The sequence below is a fragment of the Brevibacterium sp. SMBL_HHYL_HB1 genome, from assembly GCF_018208375.1.
Classification (GTDB): domain Bacteria; phylum Actinomycetota; class Actinomycetes; order Actinomycetales; family Brevibacteriaceae; genus Brevibacterium; species Brevibacterium intestinavium.
The window spans coordinates 1,400,430-1,416,039 of record NZ_CP062936.1 but is presented as its reverse complement, the minus strand read 5'-3'; the positions used below and the strand labels follow the sequence as shown (position 1 = coordinate 1,416,039).

The 15,610-nt window shown below is 66.6% G+C and carries 20 protein-coding genes and 1 pseudogene; 9 read left to right on the top strand and 12 right to left on the bottom strand.

Going from position 1 to position 15,610, the window contains the following annotated elements; translation table 11 throughout:
• The first annotated feature begins 132 nt into the window (after positions 1–132).
• The 3 genes from IG171_RS06520 to IG171_RS06510 all read left to right on the top strand — a co-directional run bounded on the left by IG171_RS06520 (position 133) and on the right by IG171_RS06510 (position 2,244).
• Entirely contained in the window at positions 133–822 is a 690-nt protein-coding gene (locus tag IG171_RS06520; RefSeq protein ID WP_212130749.1) for a class I SAM-dependent methyltransferase, read from the top strand.
• 87 nt (positions 823–909) lie between these two features.
• Positions 910–1,374, top strand: a complete 465-nt coding sequence (locus IG171_RS06515) for a tRNA (cytidine(34)-2'-O)-methyltransferase (RefSeq protein WP_212130747.1) — start codon at positions 910–912, stop codon at positions 1,372–1,374.
• A gap of 45 nt (positions 1,375–1,419) precedes the next feature.
• The gene (locus IG171_RS06510) at positions 1,420–2,244 is read left to right on the top strand and encodes a PfkB family carbohydrate kinase (protein ID WP_212130745.1); all 825 of its coding nucleotides are present in this window, start codon (positions 1,420–1,422) and stop codon (positions 2,242–2,244) included.
• Positions 2,245–2,379: 135 nt separating this feature from the next.
• Here the strand turns inward: IG171_RS06510 and IG171_RS06505 are convergent, their stop codons facing one another.
• The gene (locus tag IG171_RS06505) at positions 2,380–2,634 is read right to left on the bottom strand and encodes a type B 50S ribosomal protein L31 (protein ID WP_212130743.1); all 255 of its coding nucleotides are present in this window, start codon (positions 2,632–2,634) and stop codon (positions 2,380–2,382) included.
• Between the two features lie 176 nt (positions 2,635–2,810).
• Here IG171_RS06505 and IG171_RS06500 point away from each other — a divergent pair, with 176 nt between their 5' ends.
• Complete coding sequence (locus IG171_RS06500) at positions 2,811–3,362, top strand: YbaK/EbsC family protein (RefSeq protein WP_212130741.1); 552 nt, start codon at positions 2,811–2,813, stop codon at positions 3,360–3,362.
• Between the two features lie 42 nt (positions 3,363–3,404).
• Here IG171_RS06500 and IG171_RS06495 read toward each other — a convergent pair whose 3' ends face one another.
• The 4 genes from IG171_RS06495 to IG171_RS06480 all read right to left on the bottom strand — a co-directional run bounded on the left by IG171_RS06495 (position 3,405) and on the right by IG171_RS06480 (position 6,823).
• Positions 3,405–4,175, bottom strand: coding sequence for a phosphatase (locus IG171_RS06495; protein ID WP_212130740.1), 771 nt, complete (start codon positions 4,173–4,175; stop codon positions 3,405–3,407).
• Positions 4,176–4,272: 97 nt separating this feature from the next.
• Positions 4,273–5,208 (bottom strand): RNA methyltransferase, encoded by a 936-nt coding sequence (locus IG171_RS06490; protein ID WP_212130738.1) that lies wholly within the window; start codon positions 5,206–5,208, stop codon positions 4,273–4,275.
• Complete coding sequence (locus tag IG171_RS06485) at positions 5,205–6,035, bottom strand: sulfite exporter TauE/SafE family protein (protein ID WP_212130736.1); 831 nt, start codon at positions 6,033–6,035, stop codon at positions 5,205–5,207. Before IG171_RS06485 ends, IG171_RS06490 begins: the two co-directional genes overlap by 4 nt.
• 2 nt (positions 6,036–6,037) lie before the next feature.
• Positions 6,038–6,823, bottom strand: a complete 786-nt coding sequence (locus tag IG171_RS06480; RefSeq protein WP_212130734.1) for an ABC transporter ATP-binding protein — start codon at positions 6,821–6,823, stop codon at positions 6,038–6,040.
• Between the two features lie 45 nt (positions 6,824–6,868).
• Between IG171_RS06480 and IG171_RS06475 the strand changes: the two genes are divergently transcribed.
• A complete protein-coding gene (locus tag IG171_RS06475; protein WP_212130732.1) occupies positions 6,869–7,603 on the top strand; it encodes a hypothetical protein in 735 nt (244 codons plus the stop codon).
• Positions 7,600–8,268, top strand: a complete 669-nt coding sequence (gene serB, locus IG171_RS06470) for a phosphoserine phosphatase SerB (protein ID WP_212130730.1) — start codon at positions 7,600–7,602, stop codon at positions 8,266–8,268. The genes IG171_RS06475 and serB overlap by 4 nt, the downstream gene beginning before the upstream one ends.
• 123 nt (positions 8,269–8,391) lie before the next feature.
• Here the strand turns inward: serB and IG171_RS06465 are convergent, their stop codons facing one another.
• The 3 genes from IG171_RS06465 to IG171_RS06455 form a co-directional block, all read right to left on the bottom strand.
• The gene (locus tag IG171_RS06465; RefSeq protein WP_212130728.1) at positions 8,392–8,898 is read right to left on the bottom strand and encodes a histidine phosphatase family protein; all 507 of its coding nucleotides are present in this window, start codon (positions 8,896–8,898) and stop codon (positions 8,392–8,394) included.
• Between the two features lie 8 nt (positions 8,899–8,906).
• A complete protein-coding gene (gene fabI / locus IG171_RS06460) occupies positions 8,907–9,665 on the bottom strand; it encodes an enoyl-ACP reductase FabI (RefSeq protein ID WP_212130726.1) in 759 nt (252 codons plus the stop codon).
• 167 nt (positions 9,666–9,832) lie between these two features.
• On the bottom strand, positions 9,833–10,543 hold the full coding sequence (locus tag IG171_RS06455) for a beta-ketoacyl-ACP reductase (RefSeq protein ID WP_212130724.1): 711 nt from the start codon (positions 10,541–10,543) through the stop codon (positions 9,833–9,835).
• Positions 10,544–10,726: 183 nt separating this feature from the next.
• Here IG171_RS06455 and IG171_RS06450 point away from each other — a divergent pair, with 183 nt between their 5' ends.
• The 3 genes from IG171_RS06450 to IG171_RS06440 are packed head-to-tail and all read left to right on the top strand — an operon-like array spanning position 10,727 to position 12,365.
• Entirely contained in the window at positions 10,727–11,257 is a 531-nt protein-coding gene (locus IG171_RS06450; protein ID WP_249204131.1) for a DUF3099 domain-containing protein, read from the top strand.
• On the top strand, positions 11,254–11,466 hold the full coding sequence (locus IG171_RS06445; RefSeq protein ID WP_212130721.1) for a hypothetical protein: 213 nt from the start codon (positions 11,254–11,256) through the stop codon (positions 11,464–11,466). The genes IG171_RS06450 and IG171_RS06445 overlap by 4 nt, the downstream gene beginning before the upstream one ends.
• Positions 11,463–12,365: an SURF1 family protein gene (locus IG171_RS06440; RefSeq protein WP_212130719.1), complete on the top strand. Its 903-nt coding sequence runs from the start codon at positions 11,463–11,465 to the stop codon at positions 12,363–12,365. The genes IG171_RS06445 and IG171_RS06440 overlap by 4 nt, the downstream gene beginning before the upstream one ends.
• On the opposite strand, the gene IG171_RS06435 is transcribed toward IG171_RS06440, so the two are convergent.
• From IG171_RS06435 to sufU, 4 genes and pseudogenes are all read right to left on the bottom strand, one after another.
• A complete protein-coding gene (locus tag IG171_RS06435; RefSeq protein WP_212130717.1) occupies positions 12,352–13,950 on the bottom strand; it encodes an ABC-F family ATP-binding cassette domain-containing protein in 1,599 nt (532 codons plus the stop codon). The two genes, IG171_RS06440 and IG171_RS06435, sit on opposite strands and share 14 nt — an antisense overlap.
• 227 nt (positions 13,951–14,177) lie before the next feature.
• A pseudogene (locus IG171_RS06430) lies at positions 14,178–14,606 on the bottom strand (ribonuclease H); the annotation flags it as partial.
• Positions 14,607–14,800: 194 nt separating this feature from the next.
• Complete coding sequence (locus tag IG171_RS06425; RefSeq protein ID WP_209324870.1) at positions 14,801–15,136, bottom strand: metal-sulfur cluster assembly factor; 336 nt, start codon at positions 15,134–15,136, stop codon at positions 14,801–14,803.
• The gene (gene sufU / locus IG171_RS06420) at positions 15,129–15,608 is read right to left on the bottom strand and encodes a Fe-S cluster assembly sulfur transfer protein SufU (RefSeq protein ID WP_249204130.1); all 480 of its coding nucleotides are present in this window, start codon (positions 15,606–15,608) and stop codon (positions 15,129–15,131) included. The genes IG171_RS06425 and sufU overlap by 8 nt, the downstream gene beginning before the upstream one ends.
• Positions 15,609–15,610: the final 2 nt, after the last annotated feature.

Here is a 15,610-nt window from a genome sequence, read left to right as displayed (position 1 = left end):
AGAGGTCGGCACTGACACACCAATCGATTCGATCACATCATCTGAGCATCGAAGCGTGTTCGGATTCGATTCGTCTTCGTTTGAACCGAGGCCATCGCGATTCGCGTCAGTGCGCGCCGGTAGGGTGACGTCATGACCGACGCCAGCATCAGCGACAACGGCAAAAGCAGCAGCCGCGAGCGGCCGACCCGTGATTCCTATGACGCGATCGCCGAGGCCTATGCGGACTGGATCGCAGACGAGCTGACCGCCAGGCCCCACGACCGCGCCGTGCTCGGTGCCTTCTCCGAGCTCGTGCTCTCCACCGGATCCGCCGAGGTCCTCGACATCGGGTGCGGTCCTGGTCGCATCACCGCCTTCCTCGCCGCCCTCGGCCTGTCCCCGAGCGGCCTCGACCTCTCCCCCGCCATGGTCGGACTCGCCCGGGACCTCTACCCGAATCTCGACTTCGACATCGGGACGATGTCCGCTCTTCCCCATTCGGACGCGTCCTTCGCCGGGCTCGTGGCGTGGTATTCGATCATCCACATCCCCGATGACGAACTCGCCGTCGTCTTCGCCGAGGCGGCCCGGATCCTCCGCCCCGGCGGGTGGTTCCAGCTGGCCTTCCAGCTCGGCGACCGCGTCGACCACGTCTCGGACCTGGCGGGCACCGCGATCGACCTCGACTTCCACCGACGCTCGTTCGACCAGGTGGTCTCCGCCCTCGAACCGCACGGGTTCTCACCGGTCACCCGTCTCGAACGCGAGCCGGAGCGGGCCGGCAGGTATCCCGAGGCGAACCGGCAGGGCTACCTCCTCGTACGCCGATCGGACCGGTGACAGATCGCGGTCACCGCACGGCGAACCGGCACCGGAGCCGACCGCGTGGCAGGACGGCAGCGCCGGCAGTGAGAAGATGAGAGGGTGATGAACATCGACATCGTCTTCCACACTCCCGAGATCCCCGGCAACACGGGCAATGCCATTCGGCTCGCCGCGGTCACCGGGGCTCACCTCCACCTCGTCGAACCGCTCGGGTTCGATCTGTCCGATGCGAAGCTGCGCAGGGCCGGACTCGACTACCACGACCTCGCCCACGTCACGGTCCATCGGTCGCTGGCCGACCTGTGGGAACACCTCGGCGACCGCCGTGTGATCGCCTTCAGCACACACACGACCGATTCCTTCGCCGAGGTGGACTACCGTGACGGCGATGTCCTCCTGTTCGGTCGGGAGTCGACCGGGCTGCCCGAGTCGGTCATCGACGACGAGCACGTGAACAGGGCGGTGCGCATCCCCATGCTGCCGGCTCGCCGCTCACTCAATCTCGCGAATTCGGCCTCGATCGCCATCTACGAAGCGTGGCGGCAGCACGGCTACGCAGGCGCCTGAACCCGCGTAGAATTCTTCGCGTCAGCTTTACCCGAAAGGACCACCATGACCGCCAAAGTGCTCACCATTGCCGGCTCCGATGTGTCGGGAGGCGCAGGACTCGAAGCCGACCTGAAGATGTTCGAGGAGTACGGAGCCTTCGGCACCGCCGTCGTCACCTGCATCGTCACCTTCGACCCGAACGACCGCTTCGCCCACGTCGTCGAATTCATCGACCCCGAAGTCGTCACTCGCCAGCTCGAATCGACGCTGGCCGTGCACAGCTTCGACACCATCAAATCCGGAATGCTCGGATCCGTCGACTCGGCGCTGGTCCTTGCCGAGAAGTTGGCGACCAACGAGCTGCCCTATGTCTTCGACCCGGTGCTCGTGTGCAAGGGCGTGGGCACCATGGTCGACCTCAAGGACCTCTTCGTGAAGAACCTCGTGCCCCTGGCCACCGTCATCACCCCGAACCTCGAGGAAGCCGCCACGCTGGCCGATCTCGATCCCATCGACTCCGTCGAGGGCATGGTCGAGTCGGCGAAGATCATCCACGCCCAGGGCGCGAGCAATGTCGTCGTCAAGGGCGGGGCCCGTCTGGCCGGCGATGACGCCGTCGATATCCTCTTCGACGGTCAGGCCGTGACGACACTGCGCTCGCGCAAGGTCAACGACAAGCTCGTCAATGGGGCAGGCTGCTCCTTCGCGTCCTCGATCGCCGCCGGAATCGCCACCGGTCTGACCATCCGCGAGGCCGTGATCGCGGCGAAGGAGAAGGTCGCCCACGGAATCGCGAACTGTCTCGACAACGCCACCGGCGTCGCCTCGCTGCTGCACCCGGCGGCCCGCACTCAGCCCTCATCCGAGGTTTCGGTCACCGTCAGCTGAGGGCCTCGCGCGTGGCCGCCCAGGCCAGCCACGTTAGACGCGAACTGCCCCGCACACCGATCGGTGTGCGGGGCAGTTCACGCAGTGCTGAGGGCGTCCGAAGAACGCCTGCTCTCGGCCGCAGCCGAGGCGCGCTCAGCGCTTGCCGAAGCTCTTGTAGCGGTCCTTGAACTTCTCCACGCGGCCGGCGGAGTCGAGGATGCGCTGCTTGCCGGTGTAGAACGGGTGCGAAGCGGAAGAGATCTCGACGTCGATCACCGGGTAGGTGTTGCCGTCCTCCCACTCGATGGTCTTCTCGCTCGTGGCGGTGGAGCGGGTGAGGAACTTGGTGCCGGAGGCCAGATCGTTGAACACGATCGGGGCGTACTCCGGATGGATGTCCTTCTTCATATTCTTACCTCTGCTGAATTCTCTCAGGCGCCTGGTATGGGTCGGCCCATCCGCCAGTGCCCGAATTCGTCTGCTGGACACGCTCCGAACCGTAGGAACCGGACACGAAGCGACAGTCCATTCTAACTGATGGGAGGGGACAAAGCGATTCGACACCGATCTCATACACTGTGGCCATGACCACGAAAGAACGCATCTCCACCCAGTTCACGCTCCAGCCGGCCGAATCGGCCCCCGAACTCCTGGCCGAATCGACCGCGGCGGCGTTGGCCACGATCACCGGTGAGGTCGAGGTCTTCGCCATCGACCCGCAGATCGCCGATACCGCAGCCCTGCTCGACGCCACGGATCTGAGCCCGGCGACCTCGGCGAACTGCGTGCTCGTGGCCGGGTCCCGGTCCGGTGAGGAGCGGATCGCGGCGTGCATGGTGCTCGCGAACACCCGTGCCGATGTCAACAAGCGCGTCAAGAAGCTCCTCGACGTCCGCAAGGCCTCATTCCTGCCGCTCGATCGGGCGGTGGCCGAGTCCGGGATGGAATACGGCGGCATCGGTCCGATCGGTCTGCCCGAGAACTACCGGGTGCTCATCGACTCCCGTGTCGCCGAGGCGAGGGAGCTCATCATCGGCTCCGGCATCCGCGGGTCGAAGATCCTGCTCTCCGGTGCGGCGCTGGCTTCCCTGCCCGGCGCCGAGGTGGTCGAAGGTCTGGCCAACGAGATCGGCTGAACCGTGGCCGCGGCCCCGGACGCGTCCGCACCGGCTGGCGGCTCAGCCCAATCCCGCCCGGTCGATGACGTAGTCGATGAGCGGGGCGTAGAGGTTCGGGACCACATCGTCGTCCAAGGGCACGGTGGCCTCGATCTGACCCTGTGCTTCGGCGACGAACAGTGCCGGGTCGTTGCAGTCGGCATAGCCGATCGTGCGCAGCCCTCGGCTCGCGGCCGCACCGGCCCATCCGTGATCGGCGATGATGAGGTCCGGGGCCGGTTCGCCACGGGCTGCGAAGTCGTCGAGGAGGGCGCGCATGGGTTCGGCCAGGTGCGTGTGCGGACTGCCTCCGTGCAGGTGCCAGGTCCACACGTCGTGGATCTGGCGGACGTCGCCGCCGACCTCGGGCACGGCGATGACGTGGTCGCAGGTGTCGATGACGGCTCCTGCCGATCTTGCGGCGGCGGCGATGGCCATGTGCACCGGCAGCAGGCCGGCCGGATGGCCGGTGGCGAACAGGATGCGGCCGCCGTCCCGGCTCACCTGACCGACCGCCTCGGCGAGCTTCTCCAAAGCCTCGATGCAGGCCTCGGTGGAGATCGTGTCCACGCCCTCGACGAATCCGGGATCGGGCCGCAGACCGGCCTTCTCGACCATGAGCGCGAACACGGCGTCATAGTCCCAGTCGCGGGTGAGTTCGACGCCGAAGTCGAATTGGCGCTCCTGGGCGAGGAAGCGGTGGATGTGGGAGAGATTGTTCTCTCGCGGGGTGGCGACTTCGCCGGTGATCCTTGCAGCCTCAAGGGCATGGGCAAGCGTGCTGCGGTCCACTGAGGTCCTCTCTGTCGGGGGTGGGGACAAGGTCACTGTCCGTCCGAGACGATCATACGGATATGAGCGCGATCATCGGATCGGCAGACTGCGATCGTCACTGGGCGACGGACGACTCATCCGTCTGCAGGGCGAAGCAGGTCACCGCCGAGGCGGCTGCGACGTTGAGGGAGTCGACTCCCCCGCTCATGGGAATCATCACGGTCGAATCGCAGGCGGCGATCGTCGACCTGCGCAGCCCGTCGCCCTCGGTGCCGAAGACGACCGCGGTGCGTTCGGGGGCGGCGGCGGCGAATTCCCGCAGCCCGACGGAATCATCGTCGAGAGCCAGCGCCGCAAGGTGGAAACCGTGCTCCTGCAGTGTGCGGATCCCGTCGGGCCAGGATTCGATCCGCGTCCAGGGGACCTGGAACACCGTGCCCATGGAGACTCTGATCGAGCGCCGGTAGAGCGGATCGGCGCAGCGCGGGGTGACGAGGACGGCGTCGACTCCGAAGGCCGCCGCCGAACGGAAGATCGCACCGACGTTCGTGTGGTCGACGATGTCTTCGATGATGACCAGGCGTCGGGCGTCGGCGACGATCGAGGCGGGATCGGCCAGCACCGGTCGGTGCATCGCGGCCAGGGCGCCTCGGTGGAGGTGGAAGCCGGTCAGCGTCTCGACGGCGGCATCGGTGCCGATGAAGATCGGGACGTCGCTGTCGGCGATGACGTCGGCGAGGTCGAACAGCCATTTCGGGCTGGTCAGGTAGGACCGCGGCCGCAGCCCGGAGGCGTGGGCGCGGCGGATGATCTTCGAGGATTCGGCGATGAACAGCCCTTCGGCCGGTTCCCGGACTCGGCGCAGTCCGACATCGGTCAGCTGAGTGTAGTCATGCAGATCGGCCGCGCTGGCAGCGCCGTCTCCTGCGCCCGCGCCGCCGTTCAGGGTCTCCTCGTCGAAGAACCGCAGCCGTTCGACCGCGATCCCGAGTTCGCACGCGCGGTCGATGATCTGCTGCCGGGTCAGCGGTGCCTTGGCCGGTGTGTTCACAGTGTGAGGATCCTCCAGATGGCGACGATGCCGAGGATGACGATGACCGAGCGCAGCAGCACCGGAGAGAACCTGCGCCCGATCCGGGCCCCGAAGTAGCCGCCGATGAGGGAGCCGATCGCGATGCAGACCACGGCGATCCAGTTGATCCGATCGTGGCCGACGATGATGTAGGTGCTCGCCGAGACGGTGTTGACGACGAGGACGAGCACGTTCTTCAGCCCGTTGAGCCGCTGCAGATCATCGGGCAGGAGCAGACCGAGCAGGGCGATGAGGATGATGCCCTGGGCCGCGGCGAAGTAGCCGCCGTAGACGGCGGTGAGGAAGACGACGAGCAGCACGGCCAGGTAGCGGCCGGTCGAGAGTCGGTCGCCGACGGTGGCGTGTTCGATACCGGCCTCGTGTGCCCGGCGCAGGGAGCGCTCCTTGAGATAGCGGGACAGGTACGGCTGGCCGACGACCATGATCAGGGCTACGACGAGGAGGACGGGCACGATCGTCTCGAAGGCGTCCTCGGGCAGGTGGAGCAGCAGATAGGCCCCGGTCAGGGACCCCAGCAGGGACGCGGGGACGAATCCGAGGATCCGCCTCCACTGGCCGCGCAGCTCCTCCCGGTAGCCGAACGAGGAGGCGATGTTGCCGGGGATGAGCCCGACGGCGTTGCTCATCGTCGACACCACGGGCGCGACGCCGAAGGCCACCAGTGCGGGGAAGGTGATCAGCGTGCCGGAGCCGACGACGGCGTTGATGGCACCGGCCGCCACTCCGGCGAGGACGATCAGGGCGATCTGCCACGGTTCGAGGCTGAGACTCTGCCACAGCTCCATGCTCAGCGCGCGGCGAGGGCGTGGTAGCGCTGACCGTCGCGGGTGAGCTTGACGTCGAGTCCGAAGGTTGCGGCGAGATTGTCCGCGGTGAGCGTGTCCTCGATCGGCCCGGCCGCCAGGTCCGTGCCCTCGGACAGCAGGAGCACGTGAGTGATCCCGGCCGGGATCTCCTCGACGTGGTGGGTGACCATGATCGTGGCAGGCGCCCACTTCGATGCGAGGATCTCCGACAGGGCGCCCAGCAGCTCCTCACGGCCGCCGAAGTCGAGGCCCGAGGCCGGTTCGTCGAGCAGCAGCAGTTCGGGATCGGTCATCAGCGCACGTGCGATCTGGACGCGCTTGCGTTCGCCTTCGGACAGGGTGCCGAAGGTCCGATCGGCCAGCTGTGTGATGTTGAACGCCGCCAGCAGATCGTGTGCACGGTCGATATCGTCCTGTTCGTACTCCTCGACCCACCGGCCGGTGACCCCGTAGGCGGCGGTGAGCACGGTGTCGAGCACCGCTTCGGAGTGAGGGATCCGACTGGCCAGCGCCGTCGAGGCGTAGCCGATGCGCGGACGCAGTTCGAACACGTCGACCCGTCCGAGGCGCTCTTCGAGGATGCCGACCGTGCCCGTCGTCGGGTGCATGCGTCCGGCGGCGAGTTCGAGCAGGGTGGTCTTGCCCGCACCATTGGGTCCGAGCACGGCCCAGTGCTCGCCCTCGGCGACGGTCAGCGAGAAATCTTCGAGGAGGAACTCGGTTCCTCGGCGCACGGACACGGATTCCAAAGTCAGGACATCACTCATATCCTCAGACTCTATCGCAGGCGGGTGCGTCTATTCTGGTTCGACATGGACCCAACGACCGACTCACTGCTGCTGACCCTGGCGATCAATCATCGTCTGCGCTCGACCCTGCCCCCTGACGAGGTCAGTGCCGCGTTCCTCGATGATGATCGTGATGTTCCTCTCATCGTCTCCGACGAGGTGTTCGCCACCCCTGCCCCGACCGGTCTGCTGCTCTTCGTCGCCGAGGCGGCCGCGGCCGGGATCACCCACGCCCGGTTGGCGCTGCACCACCCATCGCTGCCGCACACGACTCCCCCGGTCGACCGCGCCGCCCGCACGAAGGTCGGACGCCACAGCGCCCCGGTCGTGCTCCACCGCGGGCCCGAGCAGGCGGCGATCGCGCTCGTCGGCGCCGAGGCCGATGTCGAGATCATCGCCTGCCGGCCCACACTCTTCCGCCCGGTCACCGTGGGCACTTCCGCTGAGGCCCTGCGTCGGCTGCGTCTGCTCGTGATGGAGGGGCTCAGCCTCGTCGAATCCCTCGAGGTCCCGGAGGACTGGCGGCAGGGGCCGTGGCGGGACTGGCAGGAGGAGCTGTCGACGACGCATCCGATCTCACGCCTGATCCCCACCGAGGCCGATTCGCGGGCGATCTACGCCGCTCTCGACATCCATCACCGGATGGCCGGTGTGCTCGCCCCGGCCACGGTGGACCCGCCGCAGTTCGGCGCCCTGCTGTCCCAGCTGCACCCCGCCGCGGCCGACTACATCACGGCAGTGGCTACGATGAAGGGGTGAATGAGTCGAAGCCCGCCCAGATCCCTGTCCAGCTGCTCGTCATGGACGTCGATTCGACGTTCATCAATGAGGAGGTCATCGATCTCATCGCCGCCCACGCCGGGGTCGGGGAGCAGGTCGCCGACATCACCGAACGGGCCATGGCCGGTCTCATCGACTTCACCGGTTCCCTGGCCGAACGCGTCGCTCTGCTGTCGGGACTTCCGGAATCCGTGCTCGACGAAGTGCGTTCTCAGATCACCCTGACCGAGGGCGCGGCCGAGCTCGTCGCCGCAGTGCAGGACTCCGGCGGTCAGGTGGCGCTGGTGTCCGGCGGCTTCACTGCGATCATCGCTCCCGTGGCCGCACAGTTGGGCATCACCGATGTCTTCGCCAATGTGCTCGAGGTCGACGACGGGATCCTCACCGGCCGTACGAGCGGGCGGATCATCGATCCCAGCGCGAAGGCTGAGATCTTCACCGATCTCGTCGCCGCGGGAGGCTATGCCCCGGAGGCGACGGTGGCCGTCGGCGACGGAGCCAATGACGTCGGCATGATCCGGGCGGCCGGCCTCGGCATTGCGTTCTGCGCCAAGCCGGCCCTCGTCGAGGCCGCCGATGCCTCGGTGACCACACGGGATCTGCGCGAGGTGCTCGACCTCATCGCCGCCCGCGCCAGCGCCTGAGGCCGCCGCGCACGGCTGAGGCCCTCCGAGGGTTTCGGAGGGCCTCAGCCGTGCGAGAACATCCAGCGACGGTTCACGGTGCACCCGCCGGGCAGCGCGACGGCAGCGCAGTCGGTGCGCGGTTCAGACTCCGTGGAAGACGCGGATCTGCGGTGCCGGGTACTCCCCCGGTTCCAGATCCCAGCTGTCGAGGTCGAAGACCGCGATCGAGGAGGGACGGAATCCGGTGGGAACGCCACCGGCCGGGGTGAGGTGGCCGATCACCTCGGAGACGGTGGGCTGGTGGCCGACGATATAGGCACAGGCCGCATCCGAGGGGATCGAGTTGATCGCATCCATCCAGTCAGCGATCTCACCGGCATAGAGCGAGGCGTCCTCACGCAGTGAGAGACTGCCGGGCTCGTCGATGGACCCGCCGTGGGCCCGGTTGACCGCTTCGACGACGGCCTGCCCGGTCTGGACGGTCCGCCGCGCCGCCGAGGCGATGGCCACATCGGGTGACCACCGCTCGGCGATCTCGGCGCCGGCCTCGACAGCTTGGGCCAGACCCTTGGAATCCAGCGACCGTTCGAAATCGGTGGGCCCCTGCGCCTCCGCCTTAGCGTGGCGGGCGAGAATGAGCACAGGCATGAGCTGCCTCAGGCGCCGGTGGAGTGGAAGCCGCCGTCGACGTGGACCATTTCACCGGTGGTCGCGGGGAACCAGTCCGAGAGCAGGGCGACGATGGCCTTGCCCGCCGGGGTGGCGTCGGTCTGGTCCCAGCCCAGGGGCGCACGGTCGCTCCACATGTCCTCGAGGGTTCCGAAGCCGGGGATCGAGGTGGCGGCGGTGGTCTTGAGCGGGCCGGCCGAGACCAGGTTGACGCGCACGCCGTCCTCACCGACGTATTTGGCCAGGTAGCGGGCGGTGGATTCGAAGGCGGCCTTGGCCACGCCCATCCAGTCGTAGACGGGCCAGGAGATCGTCGCGTCGAAGGTCAGTCCCACGATTCCGGCGCCCTTGTTGAGCACGGGCTTGGCGGCCACGGCGATCGCCTTGAGCGAGTACGCGGAGACGTGGATCGCACCGGAGACGGACTCCCACGGGGTGTCGAGGAAGACGCCTCCGAGGGCGTCCTTCGGGGCGAATGCGATCGCGTGGACGATGCCGTCGATGTTGCCCTCGAGACGTTCGGGCAGGGCCGCGAGATCGTCTTCGTTCGTGGCGTCGAGTTCGATGACCTTCGGGGTGACCGGCAGGCGCTCGGCGATCACCTGAGTGATCTTCATCTGACGGCCGAAGCTCGAGAGGATGACCTCGGCTCCCTGCTCCTGTGCGAGGCGGGCGGCGGAGAAGGCGATCGAGGCCTCGGTGAGCACGCCGGTGACGAGAATACGCTTTCCGTCGAGGATTCCCATGGTGGTCCTTTCTTCAAGGGTGTTGATCTGTCGGCGCCGCTCACGGCGGCGTCTCTGGTCTGAAGTCTACGGGCAATGGCCGGCCACGGCCGCATCCGCTCCGGTCGCGGGCGGGGCGAACCGGTGAGGAGGGCCCGGCCGAAGCCGAGCCGTCCTGAGATCCGGTCTCAGTGGCCCATGCCCAGGCCGCCGTCGACGGGCAGGACGGCCCCGGAGATGTAGGCGGCTTCGTCGGAGGCCACCCAGCGGACGACCTTGGCAACCTCTTCGGCCTCGGCGAAGCGCTTGGCCGGGATCGTCGACAGGTACTCCGACCGCTGCTTCTCGCTGAGCTCATCGGTCATATCGGTGCGGATGAAGCCCGGGGCCACGACATTGGCGGTGATGCCGCGGGAACCGAGCTCCCGGGTGATCGACCGGGCGAAGCCGACCAGGCCGGCCTTCGAGGCCGCGTAGTTCGCCTGACCGGGCACTCCGTAGAGGCCCGAGACCGAAGAGATGAGGACGATGCGGCCCTTCTTCGCCCGGATCATCCCGGTGATGGAGCGCTTGACAGTGCGGAAGGCACCGGTGAGGTTCGTATCGACGACGGATTCGAACTCCTCATCGTTCATGCGCATGAGCAGATTGTCGGCGGTGATGCCGGCATTGGCCACGACGACCTCGACGGGCCCCAGCTTCTCCTCGACCTCCGAGAAGGCCCGGTCGATGGATGCGGTGTCGGTGACATCGGCGGCGACGGCCAGAGCGCCCTCGGGGGCCTGACCGTTGCGGGAGGTGACGGCCACCCTCTCACCCTGAGCGAGGAACTCCTCGGCGATGGTGCGGCCGATGCCGCGATTGCCGCCGGTGACGAGGACGGTGCGTGGTTCTGACACTGATGACTCCTGTTGATCGACTGTGCATTCAAATCTATCGTGGACAAACCTATCCTGTCCCCGGGTCGATGGATACGACTCTCACAAAGGACGAGTATCATCTTTAGCAGTCATCGATCGAAGAAGGATATGGTCAGGCACTCGCAGCAGATCACAACGGCAGACACCGCCCTTGATGATGACATGAGGTCTCGAATCATCAAGTATTCGATCACCATGGGGATCAGGACGGTCTGCTTCGTGGCCGCCTATTTCGCTTTCCGGGCCGACCTGCACGTGATCATGTGGATCTGCGTGGCCGGGGCCGTGGTGCTGCCCTATCCTGCTGTGATCTTCGCCAATGCCGGGCGCGAGGTCTCACGCGATGACCAGTCTGCGCTGCTGGACGAGGCTCCGGCCGCGCAGCTGCCGCCGGCCCGCGGTGAGACGGTCTCCTGGGACACGATCTCCGGTGAGCCCGTCGACGACGAGACGGCCGATCGGTCGGCCACCGGCGCCGGCGAAGAGGATTCCGGCCCGGATCGGGCCGGCCCCGAGGAGGCGTGTCCCGGCCCCGACGGAACGGGACCGGACCCCGACAGGGAGGACGATGAAGGGCCACCCGATGCCGGACACGGCGAGACCGTCCTCGGCGAGACCGTCTCCGAAGGAGATCTCGCAGATGACGCCGAAGCGGATGAGACGACAGAACGGTTCAGGGAGGACGACGGATGAGTGAGGAGCTCCAGTGTTCGGCCAAGGGGTGCCGGGAGACCGCGTCCCGGGCGATCCTGTGGAACAATCCCCGCCTGCACACTCCCGAACGCAAGAAGACCTGGCTGGCCTGCGATGGGCATCTCGATCATCTGCGTGACTTCCTCGCTCTGCGGGATTTCCTCATCGGGGACGTATCCATCGACGACATTCCGGAGGACGCCGGTTGAGTCGCTATTCCTTCCTCTTCAGTGCACGCTGGCTCAAATACATCGCCATGGCGATCGTCGTCGTCATCGCCTGTGTGTTCCTCGCCCTGTGGCAGAAGGACCGCAGGGACCAGCGCGATCAGGAGATCGACACGATCACCGCGAACTACTCCGCCGATCCGGTCGACATCGACACGGTCCTCGACAGCACCGACTCGACGCTGGCGACGACCGATGAGTGGACTCAGGTGTCGCTGACCGGGCAGTTCTCGGACGCGGACACGGTGCTCGCACGCAACCGCGTCGTGGACGACAAGCCGGGCTTCTACGTCGTGACCCCCTTCACGACCACCGACGGAGCCACGATCGCCGTGGTCAGAGGCTTCACGGCAGAAGAGGACTCGGTTCCCCCGGCCCCGAAGGGCGAGCAGACCATCGTCGCCCATCTGCGACCGGCCCAGGACGGGTCCGATGACGACAACCCCGAGGGCATGATCGTCGCCATCGACCCGGCCCGCATTCCGGGTATGGACGGCGCATACTCGCACGTCTACGCCGAGGTCTCGACGGAATCGAACAGCGGCGCGACCGAGGAGGGGCTGACGCCGCTGCCGATGCCGGAGCTCGATCCGGGCAACCACCTGTCCTATATGCTTCAATGGTTCGCCTTCGGGATCATGATCATCATCGCCGTCGGGATCTCGGCCCGACGGGAGCGCAAAGCCGCCGCCGAGGCGGGTCCCCGATCCAGCGGGGACAGCGAATACGTCGTCATCGACAAGGCCGCGCTCGATGCCGGGGCGAAGGTCAGCCAGCCGGGCAGCCGCTACGGACGCAACCGCTTCAGCTCCCCCGGAGTCCACGGACGCGCCGAAGCCGAGGAGGACGCCGTGTTCGAGGAGCGGTTCAGGCCAAGGTGACCAGGTCGAGGTAGCTGTCGTTCCACAGATCCTCATCACCGTCGGGCAGAAGCAGCACCCGATCGGGATCGAGGGCCGAGACGGCTCCCTCATCGTGGGTCACGAGCACGATCGCTCCCTCATAGCGGCGGATCGCTGAGAGGATCTCCTCACGGGAGGCCGGATCGAGGTTGTTCGTCGGCTCGTCGAGCAGGAGCACATTCGCACTCGAGACCACGAGGGTGGCCAGGGCCAACCGCGTCTTCTCCCCGCCGGAGAGCACGCCTGCAGGTTTGTGCACATCGTCGCCGCTGAACAGGAACGACCCGAGCACATTGCGCACCGCCGTGTCATCGAGGTGCGGGGAGCTGCGGGCCATGTTCTCCAGCACCGTGCGTTCGAGATCGAGCGTCTCGTGCTCCTGCGCATAGTAGCCGAGTTTGAGTCCGTGACCGGGCACGACTTCACCCGAGTCCGGTTCGTCGAGGCCGGCGAGCAGCCGCAGCAGAGTCGTCTTGCCCGCGCCGTTGTAGCCGAGGACGACGACTCGCGTGCCCTTGTCGATGGCGAGGTCGACGCCGGTGAACACCTCGGTCGATCCGAAGCTGCGCGACAGCCCCTCGGCCGTGAGCGGAACGCGTCCGCAGTCGGCCGGGGCGGGGAACCTGAGGTTCGCGACCTTCTCGGTGGCGCGTTCGTCCTCGAGCCCGGCCAGGAGCCGTTCGGCGCGCTTGGCCATCTGCTGAGCAGCGACCGTCTTCGTGGCCTTGGCCATCATCTTATTGGCCTGGGCGTTGAGCGCTGAGGCCTTCTTCTCCGCATTCGCCCGCTCCCGACGACGGCGCCGTTCGTCGTCCTCACGCTGTTTGAGGTAGAGCCGATAGCCCATCGAGTAGATGTCGATGGTCTGTCGGGTGGCGTCGAGGAAGAAGACCTTGTTGACGACTTCGTCGATGAGATCGAGGTCGTGGCTGATGATGACCAATCCCCCGGAATAGGCCTTGAGATGGTCGCGCAGCCACATCACGGATTCGGCGTCGAGGTGGTTCGTCGGCTCGTCGAGGATCATCGTGTCCGGGGCCGAGAACAGGATCCGGGCGAGTTCGACCCGGCGCCGCTGTCCACCGGAGAGGGTGCCGATCTCCTGGTTGATCAGCGCTTCGTCGAGTCCGAGGTTCGCCGCGATCGCATAGGCCTCGGATTCGGCGGCGTACCCGCCGGCGGCGATGAATTCGGCTTCGATGCGCGGATAGCGCTCGATGGCCTTCGTCGCCACCTTCTCATCCGGTGAGGCCATCTGCCGCTCGGCCTTGCGCAGGCGTCTGACGAGCACATCGAGCTCCCGGGCCGACAGGACGCGTTCGAGCCCGGTCGAGGTGAGGTCACCGCTGCGCGGATCCTGGGGCAGGTAGCCGACGGTGCCCGAGACCGACACCGAACCGGCCGCTGCCGCATGCCTGCCCATGATCACCTTGGTCAGGGTCGTCTTCCCTGCACCGTTGCGACCGACGAGACCGACACGGTCTCCCTTGTCCACACGGAAGGACACATCGGACATGAGGGTCCGGGCACCGACGTTGACTTCGAGGCCGGAGGCCTGAATCATTCTGTCTCCAAACTGCGGCCGATGAGATCGGCCAGAAATTGCTGGGGGTGGATGTTGCGGGCACGCGCCCGGGCGACGAGTTCATCTGCCACGGCGGTGGGCACACGGCAGGAGATGACGGTCGTGTCCTCCGCGCTCCCGGCGGACTCCGCCGAGACCTCCGGTGCTGCACCGGAGGTCTCGGGCGTCCCCGCGGGGACGAATCCGGGGCCTTCGGGCACGGGCGTGCCCTTCTGGTAGGCGGTTGCCACGGCCCGGGCGCGCTCATCGGCGGCCTCATTGAGTTCGTGGTCGCTGTGTCCCTTGACCCATTCGAACTCGACGGCTCGGCCGCGCAGCTCCTCGTCGAGGGACGCTAAGAGGTCCTTGTTGAGGACGTCCTTGCCATCGGCCTTCTTCCATCCCCTGCGCTTCCACCCCGGCAGCCACTTCGTGCACGCGTTGATCACGTACTTCGAGTCACAGTATATCTTCAGGTCCTCGCCGCAGTCGGCGGTCGATCGCAGCAGGTCGAGCACGGCCATGAGCTCTCCCCGGTTGTTCGTCGCGTTCTTCCATCCGCCGGCGTGCCAGCAGCCCTCGTCGATGTACCAGGCCCACCCGGCTGGGCCCGGGTTGCCGAGCGCGGAACCGTCCGCGGCAGCGATGATCGTCAATGGTTCTCCTTGGAAAGTCGGATTCCATTCTGTCACGCCTCTGCCGCCGTCCCCGCACGCGGGGCGGTGATCTGCCTGACCTCGCGCATGCGCTCTCACGGTCGCAACCGCAGCCGTGCTGAGCACGCAGATCGCCGAGGTGGGCAGGCCCTGTCAGGTCTGCCCACCTCGGCGATGGGAACGGGATCACCCGTTCAGATGTTGAAACCCAGCGCCCGCATCTGCTCGCGGCCGTCCTCGGTGATCTTCTCCGGACCCCATGGCGGCATCCAGACCCAGTTGATGCGGTAGGCGGGCACGATCCCCTCGAGGGACTGCGCCGTCTGATCCTCGATGACATCGGTCAGCGGGCAGGCCGCCGAGGTCAGGGTCATCTCGATCACGGCCGTGCCGTCGTCTTCGACCGAGATCCCGTAGACCAGGCCGAGGTCGACGATGTTGACACCGAGCTCGGGATCGACGACGTCCATCATCGCTTCGCGCACTTCGTCGACGCTGGCATTCTGCGGTGCGTCTATGACTTCAGGCATTGTCCTTCTCCTCACGAGCTGCTTGTGCTTGGGTGAGTGCGTCCTTGAACGCCATCCAGGACAGGAGAGCACACTTGATCCTGCCCGGGAACTTCGACACTCCAGCGAACGCCGCGGCGTCGCCGAGAATGCCCTCATCCCCTTCCATTGTCCCACGAGAATGCATGAGTTCGTGGAAAGCCGATTCGATCCGCAGCATGTCCGCGATCGAGTTGTCCGCGGCCAGCTCGGACAGGACCGAGGCCGAGGCCATCGAGATCGAGCAGCCGTCGCCCGTCCAGCGCACGGTGACGTGATCCTCGTCGTCGATTTCGAGCTCGAGTTCGATCTCATCGCCGCAGGTCGGATTCACCTGATGCGAATAGCCGTGCGGAGCCGAGACGGCGTCGCCGAGCAGTTCGGCGTTGCCCGTCCGCGCCCGAGACTGGTCGAGGATGACCTGCTGGTAGAGCTGCTGCATCGGTGTGGTCATCG

Bases quoted from the DNA above. Each gene is read 5' to 3' on its own strand.
- sufU (WP_249204130.1), bottom strand. From the start codon at position 15,608: ATGACCACACCGATGCAGCAGCTCTACCAGCAGGTCATCCTCGACCAG.
- IG171_RS06520 (WP_212130749.1), top strand. From the start codon at position 133: ATGACCGACGCCAGCATCAGCGACAACGGCAAAAGCAGCAGCCGCGAG.
- IG171_RS06445 (WP_212130721.1), top strand. From the start codon at position 11,254: ATGAGTGAGGAGCTCCAGTGTTCGGCCAAGGGGTGCCGGGAGACCGCG.
- IG171_RS06500 (WP_212130741.1), top strand. From the start codon at position 2,811: ATGACCACGAAAGAACGCATCTCCACCCAGTTCACGCTCCAGCCGGCC.
- IG171_RS06515 (WP_212130747.1), top strand. From the start codon at position 910: ATGAACATCGACATCGTCTTCCACACTCCCGAGATCCCCGGCAACACG.
- IG171_RS06425 (WP_209324870.1), bottom strand. From the start codon at position 15,136: ATGCCTGAAGTCATAGACGCACCGCAGAATGCCAGCGTCGACGAAGTG.
- IG171_RS06435 (WP_212130717.1), bottom strand. From the start codon at position 13,950: ATGATTCAGGCCTCCGGCCTCGAAGTCAACGTCGGTGCCCGGACCCTC.
- IG171_RS06485 (WP_212130736.1), bottom strand. From the start codon at position 6,035: ATGGAGCTGTGGCAGAGTCTCAGCCTCGAACCGTGGCAGATCGCCCTG.
- IG171_RS06465 (WP_212130728.1), bottom strand. From the start codon at position 8,898: ATGCCTGTGCTCATTCTCGCCCGCCACGCTAAGGCGGAGGCGCAGGGG.
- IG171_RS06505 (WP_212130743.1), bottom strand. From the start codon at position 2,634: ATGAAGAAGGACATCCATCCGGAGTACGCCCCGATCGTGTTCAACGAT.
- fabI (WP_212130726.1), bottom strand. From the start codon at position 9,665: ATGGGAATCCTCGACGGAAAGCGTATTCTCGTCACCGGCGTGCTCACC.
- IG171_RS06475 (WP_212130732.1), top strand. From the start codon at position 6,869: ATGGACCCAACGACCGACTCACTGCTGCTGACCCTGGCGATCAATCAT.
- IG171_RS06480 (WP_212130734.1), bottom strand. From the start codon at position 6,823: ATGAGTGATGTCCTGACTTTGGAATCCGTGTCCGTGCGCCGAGGAACC.
- IG171_RS06510 (WP_212130745.1), top strand. From the start codon at position 1,420: ATGACCGCCAAAGTGCTCACCATTGCCGGCTCCGATGTGTCGGGAGGC.
- IG171_RS06450 (WP_249204131.1), top strand. From the start codon at position 10,727: ATGAGGTCTCGAATCATCAAGTATTCGATCACCATGGGGATCAGGACG.